24 protein-coding genes and 1 tRNA gene are annotated in these 24,952 nt (G+C 71.0%); 18 read left to right on the top strand and 7 right to left on the bottom strand.

From position 1 onward, the window contains the following. Positions 1-38: 38 nt before the first annotated feature. From purT to secG, 8 genes are all read left to right on the top strand, one after another. Entirely contained in the window at positions 39-1,292 is a 1,254-nt protein-coding gene (gene purT, locus DY157_RS04090) for a formate-dependent phosphoribosylglycinamide formyltransferase (protein ID WP_115727345.1), read from the top strand. 2 nt (positions 1,293-1,294) lie between these two features. Further along, positions 1,295-2,248: an RNase adapter RapZ gene (gene rapZ, locus DY157_RS04085; RefSeq protein WP_115727344.1), complete on the top strand. Its 954-nt coding sequence runs from the start codon at positions 1,295-1,297 to the stop codon at positions 2,246-2,248. Then, on the top strand, positions 2,248-3,249 hold the full coding sequence (locus DY157_RS04080; protein ID WP_115727343.1) for a gluconeogenesis factor YvcK family protein: 1,002 nt from the start codon (positions 2,248-2,250) through the stop codon (positions 3,247-3,249). Before rapZ ends, DY157_RS04080 begins: the two co-directional genes overlap by 1 nt. An 11-nt stretch (positions 3,250-3,260) precedes the next feature. Then, positions 3,261-4,244 carry a DNA-binding protein WhiA gene (gene whiA, locus DY157_RS04075; RefSeq protein ID WP_115727342.1) on the top strand — a complete coding sequence of 328 codons (984 nt, stop codon included), beginning with the start codon at positions 3,261-3,263 and terminating at the stop codon, positions 4,242-4,244. 188 nt (positions 4,245-4,432) lie between these two features. Next, positions 4,433-5,440, top strand: coding sequence for a type I glyceraldehyde-3-phosphate dehydrogenase (gap, locus tag DY157_RS04070; RefSeq protein ID WP_115727341.1), 1,008 nt, complete (start codon positions 4,433-4,435; stop codon positions 5,438-5,440). 123 nt (positions 5,441-5,563) lie between these two features. Then, a complete protein-coding gene (locus DY157_RS04065) occupies positions 5,564-6,754 on the top strand; it encodes a phosphoglycerate kinase (RefSeq protein ID WP_115727340.1) in 1,191 nt (396 codons plus the stop codon). A gap of 3 nt (positions 6,755-6,757) precedes the next feature. Continuing rightward, positions 6,758-7,534 (top strand): triose-phosphate isomerase, encoded by a 777-nt coding sequence (gene tpiA / locus DY157_RS04060; RefSeq protein ID WP_115727339.1) that lies wholly within the window; start codon positions 6,758-6,760, stop codon positions 7,532-7,534. Between the two features lie 122 nt (positions 7,535-7,656). Continuing rightward, positions 7,657-7,902, top strand: a complete 246-nt coding sequence (gene secG / locus DY157_RS04055; RefSeq protein WP_115727338.1) for a preprotein translocase subunit SecG — start codon at positions 7,657-7,659, stop codon at positions 7,900-7,902. Positions 7,903-8,001: 99 nt separating this feature from the next. Here the strand turns inward: secG and pgl are convergent, their stop codons facing one another. The 4 genes from pgl to tkt form a co-directional block, all read right to left on the bottom strand. Beyond that, the gene (pgl, locus tag DY157_RS04050) at positions 8,002-8,712 is read right to left on the bottom strand and encodes a 6-phosphogluconolactonase (protein WP_115727337.1); all 711 of its coding nucleotides are present in this window, start codon (positions 8,710-8,712) and stop codon (positions 8,002-8,004) included. Further along, positions 8,712-9,698 (bottom strand): glucose-6-phosphate dehydrogenase assembly protein OpcA, encoded by a 987-nt coding sequence (locus DY157_RS04045; protein WP_115727336.1) that lies wholly within the window; start codon positions 9,696-9,698, stop codon positions 8,712-8,714. Before DY157_RS04045 ends, pgl begins: the two co-directional genes overlap by 1 nt. After that, positions 9,695-11,221: a glucose-6-phosphate dehydrogenase gene (gene zwf, locus DY157_RS04040; RefSeq protein ID WP_115727335.1), complete on the bottom strand. Its 1,527-nt coding sequence runs from the start codon at positions 11,219-11,221 to the stop codon at positions 9,695-9,697. The genes DY157_RS04045 and zwf overlap by 4 nt, the downstream gene beginning before the upstream one ends. Positions 11,222-11,393: 172 nt before the next feature. Beyond that, positions 11,394-13,475, bottom strand: a complete 2,082-nt coding sequence (tkt, locus tag DY157_RS04035; RefSeq protein WP_115727334.1) for a transketolase — start codon at positions 13,473-13,475, stop codon at positions 11,394-11,396. A gap of 206 nt (positions 13,476-13,681) precedes the next feature. Between tkt and DY157_RS04030 the strand changes: the two genes are divergently transcribed. The 7 genes from DY157_RS04030 to cmk are packed head-to-tail and all read left to right on the top strand — an operon-like array spanning position 13,682 to position 19,644. After that, complete coding sequence (locus tag DY157_RS04030) at positions 13,682-14,632, top strand: site-specific tyrosine recombinase XerD (protein ID WP_115727333.1); 951 nt, start codon at positions 13,682-13,684, stop codon at positions 14,630-14,632. 56 nt (positions 14,633-14,688) lie between these two features. Beyond that, complete coding sequence (locus DY157_RS04025) at positions 14,689-15,510, top strand: ParA family protein (protein WP_407923461.1); 822 nt, start codon at positions 14,689-14,691, stop codon at positions 15,508-15,510. Continuing rightward, complete coding sequence (locus DY157_RS04020; protein ID WP_115727331.1) at positions 15,494-16,369, top strand: segregation and condensation protein A; 876 nt, start codon at positions 15,494-15,496, stop codon at positions 16,367-16,369. Before DY157_RS04025 ends, DY157_RS04020 begins: the two co-directional genes overlap by 17 nt. Continuing rightward, positions 16,366-16,998 (top strand): SMC-Scp complex subunit ScpB, encoded by a 633-nt coding sequence (scpB, locus tag DY157_RS04015; RefSeq protein ID WP_115727330.1) that lies wholly within the window; start codon positions 16,366-16,368, stop codon positions 16,996-16,998. Before DY157_RS04020 ends, scpB begins: the two co-directional genes overlap by 4 nt. Continuing rightward, positions 16,995-17,744: a pseudouridine synthase gene (locus tag DY157_RS04010; RefSeq protein WP_115727329.1), complete on the top strand. Its 750-nt coding sequence runs from the start codon at positions 16,995-16,997 to the stop codon at positions 17,742-17,744. Before scpB ends, DY157_RS04010 begins: the two co-directional genes overlap by 4 nt. 1 nt (position 17,745) lies before the next feature. Beyond that, positions 17,746-18,894, top strand: a complete 1,149-nt coding sequence (locus DY157_RS04005) for a prephenate dehydrogenase (protein ID WP_115727328.1) — start codon at positions 17,746-17,748, stop codon at positions 18,892-18,894. An 18-nt stretch (positions 18,895-18,912) separates the two neighbouring features. Beyond that, on the top strand, positions 18,913-19,644 hold the full coding sequence (gene cmk / locus DY157_RS04000; RefSeq protein WP_115727327.1) for a (d)CMP kinase: 732 nt from the start codon (positions 18,913-18,915) through the stop codon (positions 19,642-19,644). A gap of 38 nt (positions 19,645-19,682) precedes the next feature. Here cmk and DY157_RS03995 read toward each other — a convergent pair whose 3' ends face one another. Further along, entirely contained in the window at positions 19,683-20,858 is a 1,176-nt protein-coding gene (locus tag DY157_RS03995) for an aminotransferase class I/II-fold pyridoxal phosphate-dependent enzyme (protein WP_115727326.1), read from the bottom strand. A 77-nt stretch (positions 20,859-20,935) separates the two neighbouring features. Next, complete coding sequence (locus DY157_RS03990; RefSeq protein WP_235827064.1) at positions 20,936-22,780, bottom strand: glycoside hydrolase family 2 protein; 1,845 nt, start codon at positions 22,778-22,780, stop codon at positions 20,936-20,938. Between the two features lie 122 nt (positions 22,781-22,902). On the opposite strand from DY157_RS03990, the gene DY157_RS03985 reads away from it, so the two are divergent. Together DY157_RS03985 and DY157_RS03980 are read left to right on the top strand one after the other, a co-directional pair. Further along, positions 22,903-22,976: transfer RNA gene (locus tag DY157_RS03985), tRNA-Pro, on the top strand. 240 nt (positions 22,977-23,216) lie between these two features. After that, the gene (locus DY157_RS03980; RefSeq protein ID WP_235827063.1) at positions 23,217-23,714 is read left to right on the top strand and encodes an antirestriction protein ArdA; all 498 of its coding nucleotides are present in this window, start codon (positions 23,217-23,219) and stop codon (positions 23,712-23,714) included. A gap of 28 nt (positions 23,715-23,742) precedes the next feature. Here the strand turns inward: DY157_RS03980 and DY157_RS03975 are convergent, their stop codons facing one another. Continuing rightward, positions 23,743-23,928, bottom strand: coding sequence for a helix-turn-helix domain-containing protein (locus DY157_RS03975; RefSeq protein ID WP_268876497.1), 186 nt, complete (start codon positions 23,926-23,928; stop codon positions 23,743-23,745). A 169-nt stretch (positions 23,929-24,097) separates the two neighbouring features. On the opposite strand from DY157_RS03975, the gene DY157_RS03970 reads away from it, so the two are divergent. Further along, complete coding sequence (locus DY157_RS03970) at positions 24,098-24,886, top strand: hypothetical protein (protein ID WP_160159447.1); 789 nt, start codon at positions 24,098-24,100, stop codon at positions 24,884-24,886. The last annotated feature ends 66 nt before the right edge of the window (positions 24,887-24,952 follow it).

The raw sequence follows: 24,952 nt of genomic DNA, 5'->3' as shown, positions 1-24,952 counted from the left end.
CGACTACCCTGGGGGCGTCCCCTCGCGAAGGAGCCCCCATGCCCGATGCCCGCGATCTTCCCCTCCCGCGCCGGATCCTCCTCCTCGGATCCGGCGAACTCGGCAAGGAGCTGACGATCTCCCTCCAGCGTCTCGGACGGGAGGTCGTTGCCGTCGACTCCTACGACGGCGCCCCCGCGATGCAGGTCGCGGACTCCAGGCGCGTCCTCGACATGACTGATCCGGAGGCCCTCGCGGACCTCCTCGAGGAGGTCCGCCCCGACCTCGTCGTCCCCGAGGTCGAGGCGATCGCGACCGACGCCCTCGTCGCCTACGAGGCCGCGACCGGTCGACAGGTCGTCCCCAACGCCTTCGCCGTGCGCGCGACGATGGACCGCCAACGGATCCGCGCCCTCGCGGCCTCCCTGCCGGGAGTGCGGACCTCCACGTTCCGCTTCGCGTCGAGCGCGCAGGAGCTGCGCGAGGCGCTCGCCCACACGGGACTGCCCGCCTACGTGAAGCCGACGATGTCGTCCTCCGGGCACGGCCAGTCGCGCATCGTCTCCGCCGACGAGGCCGAAGCCGCCTGGGAGGCGGCCGTCGAGGGAGCGCGCTCCGACACCGGGCGCGTCATCGTCGAGGAGGAGATCCCCTTCGACTCCGAGATCACGCTCCTCACGATCCGGTCCTGGGACGCCTCCACAGGATCGGTCGTCACGTCCTTCTGCGCGCCCATCGGGCACCGCCAGGTCGACGGCGACTACGTCGAGTCCTGGCAGCCCGCCGAGGTGAGCGCCCCCGCCCTCGCGGCCTGCGAGGAGATGGCGCGCGCCGTCACCGGCGCACTCGCCGACGGGGGAGCGGCCCCGGCCCTCGGGCTCTTCGGCGTCGAGTTCTTCCTCAAGGGCGATGAGGCGTGGTTCTCCGAGCTCTCCCCGCGCCCCCACGACACGGGGATGACGACGATGGCAACCCAGGCGCAGTCCGAGTTCGACCTCCACGCCCGGGCGATCCTCGGGCTGCCCGTCGACGCGTCGCTGCGCGCCCCCGGCGCCTCCGCGGTCGTCAAGTCCACCGCTCCGATCGACGATCCCGAGTACGCGGGCGTCGCCCGGGCCCTGGAGGTCGCCGACGAGGTCCGGATCTTCGGGAAGCCCGTCACCCGGGCCGGGCGCCGACTCGGCGTCGTCCTCGCCTCCGACGTCGATGCCGGTGCCGCGAGGGAGCGGGCGAACAGGGGCGCCGCCCTCGTGACCGTGCGCGAAGCGTCGCCGTCGGCGGGCGGGGCGGGCGAGGTGAGTGGCATCCTGTGAGGATGAACGACGACGCGCGCACCCCGAACGAGGGACCCGAGACCTTCCCCTCGGGGATCCCGATCCTCGACCGCCTCCCCGCCGAGGCGCCGGCCCCCGACAACGAGGTCCTCATCATCACCGGCGCCTCCGGAGCCGGGCGAACGGGAGCGGCGCGAGCCCTCGAGGACCTCGACTGGTACGTCGTCGACAACCTCCCGCCGATGATGATCCCCGCGCTCGTCGGCATGATGTCCCCCGAGGGCGGCGGCGTCCACCGCCTCGCCGTCGTCGTCGACGTCCGGTCGCGCACGTTCTTCGCCGACCTCTCGAAGGCCCTCGACCAGCTGAAGTCGATGGGCGCCGCCTACCGGATCGTGTTCCTCGAAGCGACCCCGGAGGCGCTCGTCAAACGCTACGAGTCGAACCGGCGCCCCCACCCCCTCCAGGGCGGCGGCACGCTCCTCGACGGGATCGAGGCCGAGGCGCGGCTCCTCGCGCCCGTGCGGCGCATCGCCGACGAGATCATCGATACATCCCGGATGAACGTCCACGAACTCACCCGGCACATCCGCGACGTCGTCGCCGACGAGGGTCCCCGGCCCCTCCAGATCACCGTCGAGTCCTTCGGCTTCAAACGCGGCATCCCGATCGACGCCGACCACGTCCTCGACGTCCGCTTCCTCAAGAACCCGTACTGGGTCGACGAGCTGCGTCACCTCACGGGGCGCGACAAGCCCGTCGCCGATTACGTCCTCGACCAGCCCGGGGCCCGCGACTTCGTCCTCGGCTACGCGGACCTCCTCGCGCCGATGCTCCAGGGCTACCTCGTCGAGCTCAAGCCCTTCGCGACGATCGCCGTCGGATGCACGGGCGGGCAGCACCGCTCGGTCGCCTGCGCGGAACTCATCGCCGGGCGCCTGCGCGAGAGAGGCTATTCTGTCCGGGTTCACCACCGCGATCTCGGGAGGGAATGATGACCTACCTCGACGCCGCCGGATGGGCCCAGAGGGGCGAATCCGGGGACTCCGTCGTCGCGCTCGGCGGCGGCCACGGCCTCTCGGCGACCCTCCGTGCGCTCCGGCACATCACCCGATCGCTCACCGCGGTCGTCACCGTCGCCGACGACGGCGGCTCGTCCGGCAGGCTCCGCCGGGAGATGGAGATCCTTCCGCCCGGCGACCTGCGCATGGCCCTCGCGAGCCTGTGCGAAGAGACCGAGTGGGGACTCACCTGGCGCGACGTCCTCCAGACGCGCCTGGAGACGACGGGCCCGCTCAACGGGCACGCCCTCGGCAACCTCCTCATCTCCGGCCTGTGGCAGCTCCTCGACGACCCGGTCGAGGGACTCGACTGGGTGGGGCGCCTCCTCGGCGCGACCGGCCGCGTCCTCCCGATGTCGACCGTCCCCCTCGAGATCGAGGCCGACATGGACGACGGCGGTCGCCACTACACGGTGTCCGGTCAGTCGAAGGTCGCCATCGCCCCCGGCACCGTCGAGCACATCCGCCTCCTCCCGGAGAACCCGGAGGTCCCCGCCCCCGTCCTCGAGGCGATCTCCGAGGCCGAGTGGGTCGTCCTCGGACCGGGGTCCTGGTACACCTCCGTGATCCCGCACCTCCTCGTGCCGGACCTCCACCGCGCGCTCGCGACCACGGACGCCCACCGGGCGCTCATCCTCAACCTCTCGCGCCAGCGCGGCGAGACCGATCGCATGACGACCGCGGATCACGTGCGCGCGATCCGCGACTACGCGCCCGACTTCAAGCTCGACGTCGTCATCGCCGATCCGACGGCGACCGACGACATCGACGACCTCATCGTCGCCTCCGAGGAGCTCGGCGCCCGCGTCCTCCTCCGCCAGGTCCGCACCGGCGACGGCCAGCCCCATCACGATCCGCTCCGGCTCGCGGCGGCCCTGCGCGACGCCTTCGACGGGTTCCTCGGCGAGGTCGGCCGCGCCGAGACCTGGCTGTGAGGGGAGGGGCCATGTCGCTCACGACCGATCTCAAGGACGAACTCGCCCGCACGCCGGCTCCCAGCCCGGCGGCGATGGCCGCCGAGGTCGCGACCACGCTGCGCTTCGCGGGGGGCCTCCACCTCGTCTCCGGCCGGATCCTTATCGAGGCCGAGCTCGATTCGCCGGTGGCCGCTCGCAGGCTCCGCGCCTTCCTCCACGGCCTCTACAACGCCGAGTCGACCGTCGTCGTCGTCTCGGGGGGCTCGCTGCGCCGCGGCAAGCGATACGTGGTCCGCGTCGTCCACAAGGCCGACGAGCTCGCCCGCATGACGGGCCTCGTCGATTCGCTGCGCCGCCCCGTGAGGGGACTGCCGGCCACGCTCGTGGCCTCCGGCGTCGAGGAGGCGGCGGCGATCTGGCGCGGGGCGTTCCTCGCCCGCGGCTCCCTCATGGAGCCGGGCCGCTCGACCTCGCTCGAGGTCACGTGCCCGGGGCCCGAAGTCGCTCTCGCGATGGTCGGATGTGCGCGCAAACTCGGAGCGGCTGCACGTTCGAAGGAGGTGCGCGGCTCAGATCGCGTCTCCGTCCGCGACTCCGAGGCGATCGGGATCCTCATCGGCGCGATGGGCGCCGAGCAGACGCACCGCGCCTGGCAGGACCGCCGCGAGCGTCGCGAGGCCCGCGGATCGGCGAACCGCCTCGCGAACTTCGACGACGCCAACCTCCGGCGCTCGGCCCGGGCCGCCGTGGCCGCGGGGGCCCGCGTCGCCCGCGCCTTCGAGATCCTCGGCGACGACGTCCCCGAGCACCTCCTCGAGGCGGGGCGCCTGCGCCTTCAGTTCAAGCAGGCGTCCCTGGAGGAGCTCGGCAAGCACCCCGACCCGCCGCTGACGAAGGACGCCGTCGCGGGCCGGATCCGACGCCTCCTCGCGATGGCGGACAAGGCCGCGCACGAACGGGGCATCCTCGATACGGAGGCCGCCCTCACCCTCGACATGCTCGACGAGGACTAAAGTCCGTCGCCCCCGTCCCGGCTTCCCGGAGACGGGGGAGCGGGCGGTCATCGGGCGTGCTCGGGGGCGGCTCGGGGTGTAAATTGTCAGTGCTGGAACCGCAGTGATCTGCGGGCCGGGTCCGCATCCCGCGAATCCGGTTGCACCGAAAGAACGTGCCCGCGCAGGGCACGAGCAGGAGGACAATAGTGACCACCCGCGTTGGCATCAACGGCTTCGGCCGCATCGGCCGCAACTTTTTCCGCGCCGCTCTCGAGCAGGGCGCGGACATCGAGATCGTCGCCGTCAACGACCTCACCGACACCAAGACCCTCGCCCACCTCCTCAAGTACGATTCGATCCTCGGTCGCTTCGGCGGCGAGGTCTCCTACGACGAGACCTCGATCATCGTCAACGGCAAGGCCATCAAGGTCCTCGCCCAGCGCAACCCCGCCGATCTCCCCTGGGGCGAGCTCGGCGTCGAGGTCGTCGTCGAGTCGACCGGCTTCTTCACCGATGGCGAGAAGGCCAAGGCCCACCTCGAGGCCGGCGCCAAGAAGGTCGTCATCTCCGCTCCGGCGAAGAACGTCGACGGCACCTTCGTCATGGGCGTCAACGAGAAGGACTACGACAACGCGACGATGAACATCGTCTCGAACGCGTCCTGCACGACCAACTGCCTCGCCCCGCTCGCCAAGGTCCTCCACGAGAACTTCGGCATCGTCCGCGGCATCATGACGACGATCCACTCCTACACCGGCGACCAGCGCGTCCTCGACGCCCCGCACTCGGATCTCCGTCGCGCCCGCGCCGCCGCCCTCAACATGATCCCGACGAAGACCGGCGCCGCCCAGGCCGTCGCCCTCGTCCTCCCCGAGCTCAAGGGCAAGTTCGACGGCCTCGCCGTCCGCGTCCCCACCCCGACCGGCTCCCTCACCGACCTCACCTTCCAGGCGGAGAAGGAGGTCTCCGTCGAGGCCATCAACGCCGCCGTCAAGGCCGCCGCCGAGGGCGAGCTCAAGGGCATCCTCGCCTACACCGAGGATCCGATCGTCTCCACCGACATCGTCGGCGATCCGCACTCCTCGATCTTCGACGCGCTCGAGACCAAGGTCATCGGCGATCTCGTCAAGGTCCTCTCCTGGTACGACAACGAGTGGGGCTACTCCAACCGCCTCGTCCAGCTGACGGCCCTCGTCGGCTCGAAGCTCGCCTGAGCATCGACTCACTCGCTGTGATCAGCTGACACGGGCGCCCGCGCACCTTCCGGGGTGCGCGGGCGCTCGCGTTCACCACGACAATTCGGGCGCGCGAGCGCCCGCGGTAGAAAGGCCGGTTCCATGAGGACCATCGACACCCTCGGGGATCTGCGCGGCAAGCGCGTCCTCGTCCGCTCGGACTTCAACGTGCCGCTCAAGGACGGCGTCATCACCGATGACGGCCGCATCCGCGCGGCGCTCCCCACCCTCAACGCCCTCGTCACCGCGGGCGCCAAGGTCGTCATCATGGCGCACCTCGGCCGCCCGAAGGGCCAGGTCGACCCCGCGTACTCGCTCGCGCCGGTCGCCGCCCGCCTCGGCGAGCTCATCGACGCCCCCGTCACCCTCGCCGGCGACGTCATCGGCGAGTCCGCGAAGGCCACGGTCGCCGCGCTCGCCGAGGGCGAGATCGCCCTCCTCGAGAACGTGCGCTTCGACGCTCGCGAGACCTCGAAGGTCGACGCGGAGCGCGAGGAGCTCGCGGCCGCCTACGCCGAGCTCGGCGACGCCTTCGTCTCCGACGGCTTCGGCGTCGTCCACCGCAAGCAGGCGTCCGTCTACGACATCGCCAAGCTCGTCCCGTCCGCCGCGGGCCTCCTCGTCCTCAAGGAGATCGAGTCCCTCCGCCGCGCGACCGAGAATCCCGAGCGCCCCTACGGCGTCGTCCTCGGCGGCTCGAAGGTCTCCGACAAGCTCGGCGTCATCGCGAACCTCCTCAAGAAGGCCGACCTCCTCTTCATCGGGGGCGGCATGGTCTTCACCTTCCTCGCCGCGCAGGGCCACTCGGTCGGCAAGTCGCTCCTCGAGACCGACCAGATCGAGACCGTCAAGGGCTACATCGCCGAGGCCGCCGAGCGCGGCGTCGAGCTCGTCCTCCCGGTCGACGTCGTCGTCGCCCCCGAGTTCGCGGCCGACGCGCCCGCGACCGTCGTCCCGGTCGACGCGATCCCCGAGGACCAGATGGGCCTCGACATCGGCCCCGAGTCTCAGAAGCTCTTCGCCGAGAAGCTCGCGACCGCGAAGACCGTCGCGTGGAACGGCCCGATGGGCGTCTTCGAGTTCCCCGCCTTCGCCGCCGGCACCAAGGCCGTCGCGCAGGCGCTCTCCGAGGGCGACATGTTCTCGGTCATCGGCGGCGGCGACTCGGCCGCGGCCGTCCGACTCCTCGGCTTCGACGAGTCGACCTTCGCCCACATCTCCACGGGCGGCGGCGCGTCCCTCGAACTCCTCGAGGGCAAGACGCTCCCCGGCATCGCAGTTCTGGAGGACTGAACAATGGCACGCACCCCCCTCATGGCCGGCAACTGGAAGATGAACCTCGATCACTTCGAGGCGAATCACCTCGTCCAGGGCCTCGCGATGGAGCTCAAGGACCACGACCACGACTACGCCAAGTGCGAGGTCCTCGTGATCCCCCCGTTCACCGACATCCGCACCGTGCAGACGATCGTCGATGCCGATGAGCTCGGCATCAAGTACGGCGCCCAGGACGTCTCGATCCACGACAACGGCGCGTACACCGGCGAGATCTCGACCGCGATGCTCGACAAGCTCGGCTGCACCTACGTCGTCATGGGGCACTCCGAGCGCCGCGAGTACCACAACGAGTCGGACGAGCTCGTCGGCCAGAAGGCCCGCAAGGTCCTCGACGCCGGCATGACCCCGATCCTCTGCTGCGGCGAGGCCCTCGAGATCCGCAAGGCGGGCACGCACGTCGAGTTCGTTCTCGGCCAGATCCGCGCGGCCCTCGCCGGCTGGTCCGCCGAGGACGTCGCGAAGATCGTCATCGCGTACGAGCCCATCTGGGCGATCGGCACCGGCGAGACCGCCACCGCCGACGACGCCCAGGAGGTCTGCGGCGCGATCCGCGCGGCGCTCGCGCAGGACTTCGGCGCCGAGACCGCCGAGGCGACGCGCGTCCTCTACGGCGGCTCCGCCAAGCCCGGCAACATCAAGGAGCTCATGGCTCAGCCCGACATCGACGGCGCGCTCATCGGCGGCGCCTCGCTCAAGGCCGAGTCCTTCGCGGAGATGGCGCGCTTCTACGCCTGATCCGAAACTCCCCGCGGGGGCCGACCGGTGCGCCGGTTGGCCCCCGCGGCGCGTCGCCCGGTAGACTCGACCACGTTCGACCGGAGGCCGACCGGCCCCGCTGAGAAAGAATCGGAAACACAGTGACCGCACTCAAGATCACCCTGATCGTCCTCATCGTGCTCACGAGCCTCCTGCTCACGCTCACGGTGCTCATGCACAAGGGCAAGGGCGGCGGCGTCTCCGACATGTTCGGCGGCGGCATCTCGTCGACCGCGGGTTCCTCCGGCGTCGCCGAGCGGAACCTCAACCGCATCACGCTCGGCATCCTCATCATCTGGGTCGTCTGCATCATCGCCTACGGCCTCATGCAGAAGTGGGTCTTCTGAGCCCTCTCCTTCACGGCCTCGCCCCCGCGGAATGATCCGCGGGGGCGTCGTCGTATTCGGGCCGCGGCTCCGAGCCGCTCTGGAACGGGGCGAATGCGCTCAGCCGTTGATGAGGCGCGCCGCGCCCTCGTCGATCCAGGCGGTGGCCCCGACCTCGAGGATGCGGGACACGGGCAGGACGTCGGCGGGAAGGATCGGGGAGGAGAGCTCGGCGAAGGCGCGTTCGAGAGCCTCGGCCTTCGAGTCGCCGGCCGCGACGAGGTGCGCGGAGGCGGCGTCGCGCAGCACCGGCAGGGTGAGAGTGATCCGGTGCGGCGGCGGCTTCGGGGAGTCCTCGACCGTGAGGACGTCGACGTCGTCGGGGAGCGCGCGACCGGGGAAGAGGCTGGCGACGTGCCCGTCGGGGCCCATCCCGAGGATCACGAGGTCGAGGCGCCGACCACGCATGGCCCGCGCCCATTCGCCCGCGAAGCGGGACGCGGCCTCGTCGAGCGGCGCGCCCTCGTCGACCGGCATCGGGTGGAGCCGGGCCGGGAGCGACCCGAGGAGCGCGGAGATCGCCTCGGCGTCGTTGCGGTCGGGGTCGCCCGCCGGGACGTAGCGCTCGTCGACCCACCAGACGTCGACGCGCGACCAGTCGATCCCGGGCGCTCCCGCGAGGGCCGGCAGCAGGCGCTGGGAGACGAAGCCGCCGGCGATCGCGAGATCGACGCGCTCCCGCGACGCGCTGAGCGCCGCGAGCTCGGCGCCGATGGACGCCGCCGCGTCCGCGACGAGGGCATCGACGGTCGGCCGAACCTCGAGGCGCATCACGCGTCCGAGCCCTCGGACGCGGCGGAGGCGGAGCCCCCGCAGGCGAGGCGCTCGCGCGCCTCGGGCAGCAGGGGGAGCTCCTCGGTGAGGAGCGCGCCGTAGTAGGCGTCCGGGTCGAGCCGGCGGAGCTCCTCCATGAGGCAGTCCTGAACGGACCTGCGCGGGAGATTGACATCCGCCGTCTCGAGGCCGGTGCGGTGGAGGTGGGCGACCGAGGACGTCGCGGAGCGCTGGAGGGAGACCTCCGAGTCGTCCGCGAAGCGGAAATGGACACCCGTGATGGTGAGCGCCTCGGGATCGGTGACCCGCTCCACCTCGATGCCGAACTGGCGGCGAATCCAGGCCGCCACGAGGAAGGACGAAGGGTGGGTCTCGTGCCCCGTCACGAGCGCGGAGACCGGAGGCTCGGGGAACTCGTGGGCGACCGCCGCGAGGAGTGCGCGCCACAGCGTGACGCCCGACCACCCGAGGTCGGTGTCTCCTGGCGTGTAGGAGCGGGCGAGCCCGAGAAGGGTCTTCAGCGGGCACTCGGTCTCGCGTGAATCGGTGATCCGGCGGACGGCGATGCGCCCGAGCGGGTGCTCGCCGGGATTGGCCGGGGGAGTAACCGGCCAGAACGCGACGACCGGCGTGTCGGAGAGGAGGAGCGGCATGACGAGCGTGTCGAGGGCCGAGGCAGCCTCTCCCTTCGGCTCGAGGACGATGACGTCGGAGGGACCGGCGGCGTCGCCGACGCGGATCTGCGCGTTGAGGCGGGCGGGACCGTCCATGGAGCCGGAGTCGACGACGACGATGACCCGGCACGGGTGCTCGCGGGAGGCCGCGTCGGAGATCTCGATCGCCCGGTCGACGTCGATGAGGTCGGGGACGACGATGATGAGCGTGAGGACGCGCCCGAGGGCGGTCGCGCCCCGGTCGTCGCGGAGGGCGACGATGCGCGAGGCGACCTCGAGCGAGGTCGTGTCCTTGAGGGTGATGATCACGGGAGCCTCCAGGCGCGCCCGTCGCGCGCCATCATGTCGTGCGCGGAGACCGGGCCCCACGAGCCCGGCCGGTACTGTTCGGGCTGTCCGAGCCCCTCCCAGTGGGAGAGGATCGGATCGAGGATCTGCCAGGAGAGCTCGACCTCGCGCTGATGCGGGAAGAGCGGGGCGGATCCGACGAGGGCGTCGAGGATGAGGCGCTCGTACGCCTCGGGGGAATCCTCGGTGAAGGCGTGGCCGTAGCCGAAGTCCATCGTCACGTCGCGGACCTGCATCTCGGTGCCCGGCACCTTCGCGCCGAACTTGATCGTCATGCCCTCGTCCGGCTGGACGCGGATGACGAGGACGTTCTGCCCGGACTCGGTGAGTTCGGAGTTCTCGAAGGGGACGTGGGCGGCGCGCTTGAAGACGACCGCGATCTCGGTGACGCGCTTCCCGAGGCGCTTGCCCGCCCTCAGGTAGAAGGGGACGCCCGCCCACCGGCGCGTGTCGACGAAGAGCTTGATCGCCGCGAAGGTCTCGGTGCGCGACTCCGCCGGGATGCCGTCCTCCTCGAGGAAGGCGGCGACGCTCGCGCCGCCCTGCCACCCGGCCGCGTACTGGCCGCGGGCGGTGGAGGCCGTGAGATCCTCGGGCAGGCGGACCGCGGAGAGGACCTTCTCCTTCTCGGCGCGCAGCGCCTCGGGGGAGAAGCGGACCGGCTCCTCCATCGCCGTGAGGGCGAGGAGCTGGAGGAGGTGGTTCTGGATGACGTCGCGGGCCGCGCCGATCCCGTCGTAGTAGCCGGCGCGCGTGCCGATGCCGATGTCCTCGGCCATCGTGATCTGGACGTGGTCGACGTAGTTCGCGTTCCACAGGGGCTCGAACATCGTGTTCGCGAAGCGCATCGCGAGGACGTTCTGCACCGTCTCCTTGCCGAGGTAGTGGTCGATGCGGAAGACGTCGGACTCGTCGAACACCTGGGAGACGACGCCCGAGAGCTCGCGGGCGGACTCGAGGTCGTGGCCGAAGGGCTTCTCGATGATGACGCGCCGCCACTCGCGGCCCTGCCGCTGGTTGAGGCCGGTCGCGGCGAGGTGCTCGGAGACGACCGGGAACCACGAGGGCGGGATCGAGAGGTAGAAGGCGTGGTTGCCGCCGGTGCCGCGCGAGCGGTCGAGTTCGGCGACGGTGTCGGCGAGGCGCCGATAGGCGGCGGGGTCGTCGAAGGTTCCCGAGACGAAGCGCAGTCCCGTGCGGAGCTGCTGCCACGTGCGCTCGTTGAAGCCCGTGCGCGTGTGGGCCTCGATCGACGCGCGGACGTAGTCCTCGAAGTCGGAGGGGCTCCAGTCGCGGCGGGCGAACCCGGTGAGCGCGAAGGCGGGATTGAGGAGGCCGCGGTTCGCGAGGTCGTAGATCGCGGGGAGCAGCTTCTTGCGGGCGAGGTCGCCGGTGATGCCGAAGATCACGAGGCCGCAGGGCGGCGAGATCCTCGGCAGGCGGCGGTCCTCGGGGTCGCGCAGCTCGACCGCGGCAGCAGACATGGGAGTCCTTTCGCACAGGTGGGCGCCGCACGGGCGCCCGTCCGTTCGTCGATCGTAGTCCGGGGCGGCGGGCGACGCCGGGCGAGGAGCGGCGTTCGACCGCCTCCTTCGTCACGATGCGGGCGGCCCCGCCCTCGTGAACGAGGACGGGGCCGAGCGCCGGGCGAGGGGATCACTTCGCGGCTGCGATGGACTCCTTCGCAGCGGCGACGAGGTGCGCGGCGTCGAAGCCGTAGTCGGCGAAGAGCTTGTTGCCGTTCGCGGACTCGCCGAAGTGCTCGAGGGAGACCGAGCGGCCGGCGTCGCCGACGAGGCCGCGCCACGAGAGCGCGATGCCGGCCTCGATGGAGGCGCGGGCCTTGACGGCGGCGGGGAGGACGGACTCCTTGTACTCGGCCGACTGCTCCTCGAACCACTCCATGCAGGGGACGGAGACGACCCGCGCCTTGATGTCCTCGGCGGCGAGGAGGTCCTTCGCCTCGAGGGCGTACTGGACCTCGGAGCCGGAGGCGAGGAGGAGGACGTCCGGGGTGCCCTCGACGTCGGCGAGGACGTAGGCGCCCTTGGCGAGGCCCTCGGCGGAGGCGAGGCCGGTCTCGTCGCCGCGCGCGGGCACCGGGAGGTTCTGGCGCGAGAGGACGAGGGCGGCGGGCTTGGCGTTCTCGAGGACGGTCTTCCACGCGACCGCGGTCTCGGTGGCGTCGGCCGGGCGGACGACGGCGAGGTTCGGGATCGCGCGGTAGGCGGCGAGGTGCTCGACCGGCTGGTGGGTCGGGCCGTCCTCGCCGACGCCGATGGAGTCGTGCGTCCACACGTAGGTGACGGGCAGATCCATGAGGGCGGCGAGGCGGACCGCGCCGCGCATGTAGTCGGAGAACACGAAGAACGTGCCGCCGTAGGGACGGGTGAGGCCGTCCGCGGCGATGCCGTTCATGATCGCGCCCATCGCGAACTCGCGGATGCCGAAGTGGAGGTTGCGGCCGAAGGGGTCGCCCGGCCACGCGGCGGTCGCGTTCTCGGCGGGGATGAACGAGGGCTCGCCCGGCATGTTCGTGTTGTTCGAGCCGGCGAGGTCGGCCGAGCCGCCCCACAGCTCGGGCACGGCCGAGGCGATCGCGGCGATCGTCTTGCCGGAGGCGGAGCGGGTGGCGACGGCCTTGCCGGGCTCGAAGACCGGGAGGGCGGCGTCGAGCTCGGCCGGGATCTCCTTCGCGAGGACGCGGTCGAGGAGGGCGGCGCGGTCGGCGTTGGCGGACTTCCAGGCCTCGAAGCGGGCGTCCCAGTCCTTCCGGTACTCGGCGGCGCGGTCGGCGGCGTTGGCGCGGGCGTGGGCGACGGCCTCCTCGTCGACGCCGAACATCGCGTCGGGATCGGCGCCGAGCGCCTCCTTGAGGCCGCGGAGGGCCTCGTCGCCGAGCTTGGAGCCGTGGATGCCGCCGGTGTTCTGCTTGCCGGGGGTCGGCCAGCCGATGATCGTGCGCAGGGCGATGATCGAGGGCTTGCCGGTCTCGGCCTTCGCGGCCTCGATCGCGGCGTCGAGGGCCTCGACATCCTCGGCGTAGGAGCCGTCCTCCTTCAGCCAGTTCACGCGCTGGGTGTGCCAGCCGTAGGCCTCGTAGCGCCCCAGCACGTCCTCGGTGAAGGCGATGTTCGTGTCGTCCTCGATGGAGATGTGGTTGTCGTCCCAGATGAGGATGAGGTTGCCGAGCTGCTGGGTGCCCGCAAGGGACGAGGCCTCGGAGGCGACGCCCTCCTGGAGGCAGCCGTCGCCGGCGACGACGTAGACGTAGTGGTCGAAGACCGACTCGCCCATCGGGGCCTCGGGGTCGTAGAGGCCGTGCGAGCGGCGGGCGGACATCGCGAAGCCGACGGCCGAGGCGATGCCGGTGCCGAGCGGACCGGTCGTGATCTCGATGCCCTTCGTGTGCCCGTACTCGGGGTGGGCGGGGGTGAGGGAGCCCTGGGTGCGCAGCGACTCGAGGTCCTCGAGCTCGAGGCCCATGCCGGCGAGGTACATCTGGCAGTACTGGGTGAGCGAGGAGTGGCCGGCGGAGAGGACGAAGCGGTCCCGGCCGAGCCAGCGCGGGTCCTTCGGGTCGAGGCGCATGTGGCGCTGGAAGAGGAGGTACGCCGCCGGTGCGAGCGAGATCGCGGTGCCCGGGTGGCCGGAGCCGACCTTCTCGACGGCGTCCGCCGCGAGGATCTTCGCGGTCTTCACCGCGCGGTCGTCGAGTTCATCCCACTTGAGTGTCACATCGGCCTCCAGCCGTCATTGCCCCGCCATCGGGGCGTCGGAATCTTCCCCTGGAAGTGTAGCGAAGGGCGGGGGATGATCGGAGGAGGGACCCCTGCTCAGATGTGCACTCCGGCCTGGGAACCCGCCCTCGGGCTCGCGCGCGGGGCCTTCGACCCAGGACGCGTCGCCGTTGATCGACGAGGGCGGGGCGATACGCTGACCTCATGGGGGAGTTCGAGGAGTTCGAGGCCGACTGGCTCACCCATCTGCGCGTCGAGCGCGGCGCCTCGGTCCACACGATCTCCAACTACCGGCGCGACGTCGATCGGTACCTCGCCGACCTCCGGTCGCGTGGGATCGAGGATCTCGGCGCGATCGGCGCCGACGAGGTCGAGCGGCACCTCGCCGACCTCGCCTCCGGGGCGCTCACGGGGCGCCCGGCCGCTGCCTCGTCGGTCGCGAGGGCGAGCGCGGCGATCCGCGGCTTCCACCGTTTCCTCGTCCGCGAGGGGGCGGCGAGCGACGACCCGGCCGCGCGCGTGTCGGCCCCCAAGCAGGGGACGCGCCTGCCCAAGGCCCTCGGCGTCGACGAGGTCGGCGCGCTCCTCGAGGCGGCGAAGCTCGGCGAGGACGCGGCGGCCCTGCGCGATTCGGCTCTCCTCGAGCTCCTCTACGCGACGGGGGCGCGGGTCTCCGAGGCGGTGGGCCTCGCCCTCGACGATCTCGACCTCGACGAGGACCTCCCCGTCGTCCGCCTCTACGGGAAGGGGCGCAAGGAGCGCCTCGTGCCCCTCGGCCACTACGCGAAGGACGCGCTCGGCGCGTACCTCGTGCGCGCGAGGCCGGCCCTCGCCGCGAAGGGGAGGGGAACGCCGGCGGTCTTCCTCAACACGAGGGGACGGCCCCTCTCGCGCCAGAGCGCGTGGGAGGCGATCCAGCGGGCGGCCGCGCGCGCCGGTCTCGACGCGAAGGTGTCGCCCCACACGCTGCGCCACTCCTTCGCGACGCACCTCCTCCAGGGCGGCGCCTCGGTGCGCGACGTCCAGGAGCTGCTCGGCCACGCCTCCGTCCAGACGACCCAGATCTACACGAAGGTCGCGCCGACGACGCTTGTCGAGGTCTACCGCTCCTCGCACCCGCGGGCCCGGGCCCACGGCGGCGCGAGCGCCTCATGACCTAGACTCTCCTTGTGACGAACGACGTGCAGCCCACCCTGTCCGGTGACATCGGCATGGATCCCGATGACTTCCCGATCCCCGCGCCCCTCGCCGGGCACGGCCCCGCCCGCGTCATCGCGATGTGCAACCAGAAGGGCGGCGTCGGCAAGACGACGACGACGATCAACCTCGGCGCGTCCCTCGCCGAGTACGGGCGCAGGGTCCTCATCGTCGACTTCGACCCCCAGGGCGCGGCGTCCGTCGGCCTCGGCATCAACGCCCTCGACATGGATCTCACGATCTACACCCTGCTCATGAACCCGAAGGCGGACGTCAAGGCGGCCGTGTGCCGCACCCCCGTCGACGGCCTCGACATCATCCCGGCGAACATCGACCTGTCGGCCGCCGAGGTCCAGCTCGTCACCGAGGTCGCCCGCGAGTCCGCCCTCGCCCGCGTCCTGCGCCACGTCGAGGACGACTACGACGTCATCCTCATCGACTGCCAGCCCTCCCTCGGCCTGCTCGCCGTCAACGCCCTCACCGCCGCGCACGGCGTCATCGTCCCCGTCGAGGCGGAGTTCTTCGCCCTGCGCGGCGTCGCGCTCCTGGTCGAGACGATCGAGACGGTCCGCGACCGCATCAACCCGCGCCTGAAGATCGACGGCATCGTCCCGACGATGGTCGACCAGCGGACCCTCCACTCGCGCGAGGTCCTCGAGCGCCTCGACGAGGCCTTCGGCGACCTCGTCTTCACGACCCGGATCGGGCGCACGGTGAAGTTCCCCGACGCCTCGGTCGCCTCCGAGCCGATCACGACCTACGCGCCGAACCACCCGGGGGCGAGGGCCTACCGCCGCCTCGCCCGCGAGGTCATCGCCCGTGGCGACGCCGCCTGACGAGGTCCTCGACGGCCAGAGCGCCATCGACGACTTCCACGTCGCCCTCGACGTCTTCGAGGGGCCCTTCGACCTGCTCCTCCAGCTCATCGCGCGCAAGCGCCTCGATATCACGGAGATCGCGCTCGCCGAGGTCACCGACGAGTTCCTCGCGCACATGCGCCTCTTCCCCGACCTCTCGCGGACGACGGAGTTCCTCGTCGTCGCGGCGACGCTCCTCGACCTCAAGGCGGCGAGCCTCCTCCCGCGCACCGAGGCCGATCCTCAGCTCGCCGCCGAGGACCTCGAGGCGCGCGACCTCCTCTTCTCCCGGCTCCTCCAGTACCGGGCCTTCAAGGGGGCGTCGGCCGAGATCGGCCGGCGCCTCGAGGCCAACGCCGGTTTCGTCGCCCGCGCCGTGCCGCTCGAGCCTCACTTCGCGGCGCTCCTGCCCGAGCTCGTGTGGACGGCGAGCCCCGAGGACCTCGCCCTCGCGGCCGTGCGGGCGCTGACGAGCGCCGAGCCCGAGGTCGTCACCGCCCACCTCCACGACCCGGTCGTCCCAGTTCGCGAGCAGGCGCTGCTCCTCGCCGAGCGGCTTTCCAGGCTCGGTCGGGCGAGCTTCCACGACCTCGTCTCCGACGCCGCGACGACCGCGATCGTCGTCTCCCGCTTCCTCGCCGTCCTCGAGCTCTACCGGCGCCGCGCCCTCGACGTCGCCCAGGACGAGCCGCTCGGCGACCTCGTCCTCGTGTGGACGGGCGGGCCGGACACCGTCATCGACATCGACGAGGCCGACTACTCCGGGTCCTTCGAGCCGGAGGATTCGCACGCTGGACACGAGAGCGCGCCGGGGGCGCGGGACGGGGAGGACGCATGAGCGCCGACGACTTCGTGAACGCGGGAGCCGCGCCGGACGGCGCCGCGGTCGGGGACTCGCGTCTCGACGCGGGCGAGGCCGAGCTCTTCGCGCCGCTCGAGGCGATCCTCATGGTCGCCTCCGAGCCCGTTCCCGCCGCCGACCTCGCCGATGCGCTCGACGTCGACGAGCACGTCGTCGCGGGCTCCCTCGCCGCGCTGGCGGCCGAGTACCGCGGCGAGTCCGGGGCGAGGCGCCGGGGATTCGAGCTCCGGGAGACCGCCGGCGGCTGGCGGATCTACTCCGCCCGCGAATGGGCCGGGCTCGTCGGACGCTTCGTCGTCGGCTCCGCGCAGTCGAGGCTCTCGCAGGCCGCGCTCGAGACCCTCGCCGTCATCGCCTACCGCCAGCCCGTCTCGAGGTCGCGCATCTCGCACATCCGCGGCGTGAACGTCGACGCCGTCGTGCGTACGCTAGTGACGAGGGGACTCGTCGAAGAGGTGGGAGAGACCGATTCGGGCGCCCACCTCTACGGGACGACCCGTGAATTCCTCGAGAAGATGGGGTTCGCGTCCCTCGACGACCTGGTGCCCCTGGCGCCCTATCTGCCGACCGGCGACGAGCTGGACGAACTGGAGGAGCAACTGTGAGGAACGATCCCTACGTCGAGGGCGGAATCCGCCTGCAGAAGGCGCTCTCGCAGGCGGGCGTCGCCTCGCGCCGCGCCGCCGAGGAACTCATCGATCAGGGCCGCGTCCAGGTCGACGGGCAGGTCGTCCGCAATCAGGGCGTCCGCATCGATCCGACGAAGCAGACCGTCCACGTCGACGGCGAGCGCGTCTTCTTCGACGAGGCGAAGCACGTCGTCCTCGCCGTCAACAAGCCCGTCGGCACCGTCTCGACGATGTCCGACCCCGAGGGCCGTCCGACCCTTTCCGACCTCATCGTCGACTACCCCGAGCGCCTCTACCACGTCGGCCGCCTCGACATCGACACCTCCGGCCTGCTCCTCCTCACGAACGACGGGGAGCTCGCCAACCGGCTCACGCATCCGAGCTACGAGGTCCCCAAGACCTACGTCGCGCGCCTCCACGGCGAGGTGAAGCCCTACGTCAAGCGGAAGCTCACCGAGGGGATCGAGCTCGAGGACGGCCCCATCAAGGTCGACTCCTTCCGCGTTCTCGACACCTACGGCGACATCACGACGGTCGAGATCGTCGTCCATGAGGGCCGCAACCGCCTCGTCCGCCGCATGATGGCCGAAGTCGGCTACCCGGTCCGCGAGCTCGTCCGCACGGCGTTCGGACCGATCCACCTCGAGCGCCTCCAGCCGGGCACGACCCGCCGGATCAAGGGGAACGCCCTCACGGCGCTCTACGCGTCCGTGGGACTCTGACGTGTCGTCCCTCCGTCCCGTCGCGACTACCGGACCCGTCCTCGTCGTCGGGTCCGGGCTCCTCGGCGCCTCGCTCGGCCTCGTGCTGCGGGGCGCGGGCGTCGACGTCTACCTCTCCGACACCTCGCCGACGGCGCTGCGCCTCGCCCAGGACATCGGTGCGGGCACTCCCGTCTCGGAGATCGCGGATCCGCTCCCGACGCTCGTCGTCGTCGCCGCCCCGCCGGACGTCGCCGACGTCTGCGTCCTCGAGGCGCTGCGCGCCTACCCCGACGCCGTCGTCACCGACGTCGCCTCCGTGAAGTCCGCGGTCGCCGAGGGCGTGCTCAGCGCCGCGGCGGCGGGGGAGGACCCCTCGATCGCGGCGCGGTACGTCGGCTCCCACCCGATGGCGGGGCGCGAGCGCTCCGGCGCGGGCGCAGCCGACGCCGATCTCTTCTACGGGCGCCCCTGGGTGGTCGTCGCGCACCCGACCTCCGACCCGCGCGCGGTCCTCGCCGTCCGCGCGCTCGCGACCGATGTCGGCGCCGTGCCGATCGAGATGGACGCCGCCGCGCACGACGCGTCCGTCGCGCTCGTCTCGCACGTCCCCCAGCTCGTCTCCTCGCTCCTCGCCGCCCGTCTCGCCGATGCGCGGCTCGAATCGCTCGGGCTCGCCGGTCAGGGACTGCGCGACACGACGCGCATCGCCGCATCGGATCCCCGGCTGTGGACCGCGATCCTCGCGGGGAACGCCGCTCCCGTCGTCGAGGTCCTCAAGCCGCTGCGCGACGACCTCGACGACCTCCTCGTCCACCTCGAGGCCGCCGCCGAGCGCGGGCCGCTGCGGGGCGGCAGCGTCGGCGCGGTCAACCGCGTCATGGAGGCCGGCAACCGCGGCGTCGCCCGCATCCCGGGCAAGCACGGCGGCGCCCCGAGCCGCTACGCCGAACTCGAGGTCCTCATCCCCGATAGTCCCGGCGAGCTCGGTCGGCTCTTCACCGAGCTCGGCGAGATCGGCGTCAACATCGAGGACCTCGTCCTCGAGCACTCGGCCGGCCAGGCGGTCGGCCTCGGGCGCATCTCCATCGATCCGGCCCGCCTCGCCGAGGCCGAGGCCGATCTCGAGCGCCGCGGATGGCGCCTCATCAACCACGCCCCGCAGGGCTGAACGCGGAAAGGGACTCCCATGGACGACGCTGCGCGCCGCGAGGCGATCTCGAGGCTCGGCATCACGATCGCGATCGACGGCCCGGCGGGATCCGGGAAGTCGACGATCTCGAAGCTCCTCGCGAGGCGGCTCGGCATCGGGTACCTCGACACCGGCGCGATGTACCGGGCGCTCACGTGGTTCGCCCTCGAGAAGGGGATCGATCTCACCGACGAGGCGGCGGTCCGCGCCGCGGCCGATGCGATGCCCCTCGACATGCACCCCGACCCTGACGCGCCCTCGTACGCGGTCGGCGGGATCGATGTCACGACCGCGATCCGGGAGCCGCGCATCGCCCTCGCGATCCCGCACGTCTCGACGAACCTCGAGGTCCGCCACTGGATGGCCGTCGAGCAGCGCCGACGGATGATGGCCGCCCGAGAGGAGGGCTCCGGCATGATCGCCGAGGGCCGCGACATCACGACCGTCGTCTGCCCCGACGCCGACGTCCGGGTGCTGCTCCTCGCCGACGAGGAGGAGCGCCTGCGTCGGCGCACCCTCGAGCTCCACGGCGAGGCGACCCCCGAGCTCATGGAGCGCGTCCGCGAGCAGATCACGAAGCGCGACACAGCGGACGCCACCGTCTCGGAGTTCCTCACGCCCGCCGAGGGCGTCGACGTCGTCGACTCCTCCGGCCTCGGCATCGAGGGCGTCGCCGAGGCGATCCTCGCCCTCGTCGATGCGGACCTCGAGGCGCGCGCGGCGCTCTGACCTTCCTCGGTCGGCCCGCGCCCGCGGCGCGGGGCCTCTCAGCGCCGCACGAGCGGCGCGAGGCGGGCGATGCCCTCGCGGATGTCCTCGATCGATGCCGAGCACGACAGACGCACATGGGTGTCCGCGGTGAGCGGCCCGAAGTCGCGGCCCGGCGTGAGCGCGACGCCGCATTCGGACAGGGCCCGCGCGCAGAACTCGTCGGCGCTCATACCGGTGGCCGACACGTCGAAGTAGACGTAGAACGCCCCGTCCGGCGCGACGGGCACGGGCAGCCCGAGGTCCGCCAGCGCCTCGGTCGCGGCGGCGCGCCGCTGCGAGAAGAGGTCGCGACGCGCCTCGCACCACCGGATCGACTCGGGGTGGAAGCACTCGAGCGCGGCGATCTGCGCGGGCGTCGACGGGCAGATGAGGAGGTTCTGCGCGAGACGATCCATCGCCTCGACCATGTCCTCGGGGACGATCGCCCAGCCGAGCCTCCAGCCCGTCATGCCGAAGTACTTCGAGAAGCTCGAGATGACGATCGCGTCGGGGTCGGTCGCGAGGACGCTCGCCGGACGACGCCCGTCGGCCCGGTCGTCGGAGAGCTCGAGGTAGATCTCGTCGATGACGCGCCATCCGCCGCGCGCCCGGACGAACTCGCAGATCCGCGCGAGCTCCTCGGTCTCGACGGACGTGCCCGTCGGATTCGAGGGAGAGGCGATGAGGACGCCGCGGGTCTCCTCGGTCCAGTTCTCCTCGACGAGGGAGGCGTCGAGCTGGTAGCGGGTCTCGGGCCGGGTCGGAATGAGTGCGACGTCCGCGCCGAAGGTCGCGAGGAACTGGCGGTTGCACGGGTACGACGGATCGCCGAGGAGGACACGGTCCCCGGGGTCGACGAGCGCCGCCGACACGAGGAGGAGCGCCGCCGACGCCCCGGCCGTCACGCACACGCGTTCGGGCGCGATCTCGATCCCGTGGAGGTCGCGATACCGCTGCGCGATGGCGCGTCGCAGCTCGGGGAGCCCCAGGGCGTCCGTGTAGGGGAGGGGCCGCGACTCCCGCGCGATCTCCTCGAGCGCCGCGAGCACGCGTGGCGGCGCGCCGGTGTCGGGCTCGCCGAGCGAGAGGCGGATGACGTCGTTTCCGGCGGCGGCCAGTCGCGACGCCTCCGCGGCGACGGCCATCGCGTAGAAGGGCTGGAAGTTGCGGGCGCGGCGCGACAGTCGGGTCATGGGGCCGATTGTCCCACCGGAGGGGCACTGTCATGTGGGACCTCCCTCAGGGAGCCCGCCCCGCCCTCGGCGATCGGCTACGAGTGGGCGGCGGCGAAGGCGTCCTGCAGCTCCTCGTTGAGACCTCTGACGATCGCCGGGTCGATCTTCGTCTCGCGCCGGTCGTAGGTGAGGAGTCCGTTCGTCTCCTGTTCGACGTCGCTGAGCTGCGTGTACGTCGCCGCAGTGAGGCCGTGCTCGGCGAGGGGGATGAGCTGGTCGCGGTAGAGGGAGGAGAGCGCGGCGGCGAAGGACTCGGGGTCGTCGTGGAATCCGTACCCGTAGGGGACGAGGCCGGGGCGCACGTGCCCCTCGACGGCGAGGTTGAGGCCGCCGAACTCGGAAAGGTAGTAGGGCCTCGGGTCGCGCTGCGTCGGAGGGGTGAGCCTGAGGACGTAGCGGTGGCGCGAGCGGAAGTCGCCGCACCTGTGCCCCTGGTCGAACCAGCCGGAGGCCGCGTCGACGAGGCGCGTCGGGTCGGTGCGCCGCGTGATTGTCTCGAGGAGGCGAGCGTTGAACTGCCCCCACCCCTCGTTGAAGGGGACCCACACGAGGATCGAGGGGTGAACCTCGAGGAGCTGGATCGCCGCGATCCAGTCGCGGATGAACTCCTCGCGATCCTCGGCCCGCTCGCGCCCGGTCCGCAGGCGGAAGAGGCGGGAGCGGTCGGGGCTCGTGACGTCGAGCGCCTGGATCGCTCCGGAGAGCTTGATCCCGAGCGGCGCCTTCGCGCCCGACACGGCGTCCTGCACGAGGACGAGGCCGAGGCGGTCGGCGAGGTGGTAGAAGCGGCGCGACTCGGTCTTGATGTGGACGCGTACGCCGTTGAAGCCCATCTCCTTCATCCGCTCGAGGTCGAAGGCGAGCGCCTCCTCGGACGGGGCGGTGAGTCCGGATTCGGGCCAGTACCCCTGGTCGAGCGGGGCGTTGAGAAGGAACGGGCGTCCGTTGAGGAGGATCGACCGTCCCTTCCCGGACGTGCGCCTCCTGCGCGTGCGGGAGCCCCGTCTCGCCGGATCGGAGATCGCCACGGTCCTCACGCCGAACCAGGTCGCCGCCTCGTCCTCGTCGATCCGCACCCGCGCGCGGTAGAGGAAGGGGTCGTCTGGGCTCCACGGGCGGGCGTCAGGGATGCGGACCTCGACGGGGACGCCGGTCGTGCACTCGACGCGCAGGGCCCCGTCCGGCGTGTCGATATCGACGAGGGCGGGGCGGCCGGCCTTTTCGGCGGAGACGAGGAGGTCCACCGTCTCGAGGTCTTCGTGCGTTCTGACGGCGACGCGCGTGAGGGCGATGTCGGGGAGCGGCTCCATCCACACGGTCTGCCAGATGCCCGAGGTGGGGGAGTACCAGATCGTCGTCGGGAGGAGGGCCTGCTTGCCGCGCTGCTGGCGGCCCGTGTCGGTCGGGTCAACGACGGCGACGCGGATCCTCACCGTCTCCCGGGCGGTGTCCGGCAGATCGACGGAGAAGGGGAGGTAGCCGCCCGAGTGGGAGCCGGCTCGCACGCCGTCGACCCAGACGGCGCAGCGGTAGTCGACCGCCTCGAAGTTGAGGGCGATGCGCCGGCCGCGCCACGACTCCGGGATCTCGACCTCGCGCTCGTAGTGGAGGACGTCGGCGGGGGTGAAGGGCCGCGCGACGCCGGAGGCCTCGGTCTCGGCGGCGAAGGGGACGAGGATCTCGCCGTCCCATTCGTCGACGCTCGGCTCCTCAGGGCCGAGAGCGTCCTCGGCGCCGGCCGTCGGCGTGATCGCGTACCGCCAGCGGCCGTTGAGGCAGCGCCACTCCGCGCGCTCGAGCATCGGGCGCGGGTAGGCGTCGAGGGGCGTTGCGGGGAGGTCCTCGCCCCAGGGGCTGACGAGACGTGCGGTATTCGACATGATGTCGATCATATGGGCGGTGAACTGCGAGGAATCGGGGAATCGGCGGGATGGGGCCGATTGGCGCTCAGGGCGCGCCCTGGGCTATCATCATCTGGTCGCCACAAGCGACGAATCGAATACGGGCTGTGGCGCAGTTTGGTAGCGCACTTGACTGGGGGTCAAGGGGTCGTGGGTTCAAATCCCGCCAGCCCGACGAAAAGCCCGGAATCTCAACGATTGAGGTTCCGGGCTTCGTCGCGTTTCCCTCAATCTCATCTTGAAACTCATCTTGAGATTCAGAGCCGCGAGCGGCTCCGGGAGACCTCCTGGAGGTCGTCCTGCATGTGAGCGCCGTGCCCGAGAATCGGCTGCCCAGGGCGACCTCCACCTACTCGGGAGGTTTCCAATGTCCTGTTCATGCTCAACTGTTGCCGTCGTTCGTCCCCGTGTCTGGGTGGGCTGCCTCGGGTGCTACAACGCCGGTCGCCTCGTGGGGAGGTGGGTCGATGCCGAGAGTGCCGCCAGCCTCACGTCTGAGGAACTCCACGGCTACCCCAGTGCTCACGACGAACTGTGGTGCCTGGATACCGAGGGCTTCCCTTACGGGACCGGGGAAGTCTCCCCGTCCGTCGCCTCGAAGTGGGGTGAACTCTATGGCGAGGTGGGGGAGACCCTCTGGCCTGCGCTGGTGTCGTGGGTCGAGAGCGGCTGCTACGTCGTTGATGCTGATGAGTTGCCGTGCGTGTCCGACTTCGAGGAGCGGTTTTGCGGCTGCTGGGAGTCGGAGACTGACTACGCCAACCAACTCGCCGAGGAGATGGGCGTGTGGGATGAGGTGCCCGAGCACCTGCACTCGTACGTGGACGTGCAGAAGTGGTGGCGGGACGAGCGGCTCGACTACAGCATCACCGAAGCGCCCAACGGCGGCGTGTGCATCTTCCGGTGCTGCTGACCCTCGTGCCTGCCGCGCATAGGTATCGCTACCGTCGCGCCAGTAGAGAGTGGGGATCCATGTCGAGCTGCACTGCCAGGTCCTCGATGGAGTCGAGCGTGAGATTGCGCTCGCCGCGTTCGATGCCTGCCAGGTACCGGGGTGTGACCCCGAGTCGCTCAGCCAAGCCCTCCTGAGTGAGCCCCCGACGATGACGCTCGGCGCGCACGTTCACACCGAGCGCTCTCCGCAGAGTCCTTGTCGTTCCGCCGCTCACCTAACCCATCGTCCGTGCTGGTACTTCCCAGTTCCAGGTACCGATAACTTCCACCAGAACCGATCGCTACCACTAGGGTGGTCCTGTAAGCGGTTCCCCTCATGATTCAAGCCAAAAGGAGATCCCCATGAATCCACGCTCGCGTACGCTCTCCCTCTCGTCCCTCCTCCTCGTCGGCGCTCTGGCCCTGGCAGGGTGTGCTGGTTCAGCCTCCTCCTCAGGTACGGACGCAGCCGCAAGCGGCGGTGCATCCGCCACCAATGAGCGCGTGGTCTTCGAGTTCGCCTCCACTCCCGACAGCGCCCCGGGCGGTGAGGTCACCGTCCAGTTCCCCGACGGTCTCACTGAGGCTCTGGAGATCGACAACGTGACCGTTCCGGTCAAGTCGGTGACGCTGCGCTCTCAGGAGGTCACGTCCACGAGCCTGTGCGCCGTCGAGGGTCACGTGGAGTTCAACGAGGGCGGTGAGGCGGTGGTGACCAAGCCGGTCCCGCCCAAGACGAACATCAATGAGAAGACTGGTGAGGCGATGCCCGAGGAGGGCGACCGGTCGAGCATGGGACCGGCACATTGGGCGGCCCGGTACTACGGCGTAGCGATGGATGCCCCCTACGGGAGCGAGATCCTTCCCATGTCGCAGTTCGATGCGAACAAGCCCGAGGAAGGTGTGTACATGGATTCGCCGGACTCCTTCGTCGAGGTCCTGCCCTGCGCAACGTCGGTAGACGACAACGGCAGCGGCGTGAAGGAATCCTTCGGGTTCCAGCGGGTTGACAGCGAGAGCGAATCAGGGTCGAGCGATTTCGCCTTCGTGACGTTCAGCGTGATGCGCGACGGGACGATCCTCATCCCCAGCGCGAAGGTCAACGGGTACACCCGAGACGGCAGCGGTAGCTGGGTGCAGAAGCACAAGTGAGATCATTCTGTTCAAGATCGACCTGTGAAGGGAACCCCCTGGCCTTGCGGTAAGGGGGTTCCCTCT

Source organism: Actinomyces culturomici (assembly GCF_900499005.1).
GTDB lineage: Bacteria > Actinomycetota > Actinomycetes > Actinomycetales > Actinomycetaceae > Pauljensenia > Pauljensenia culturomici.
This window is presented reverse-complemented; position numbering and strand designations above follow the sequence as displayed.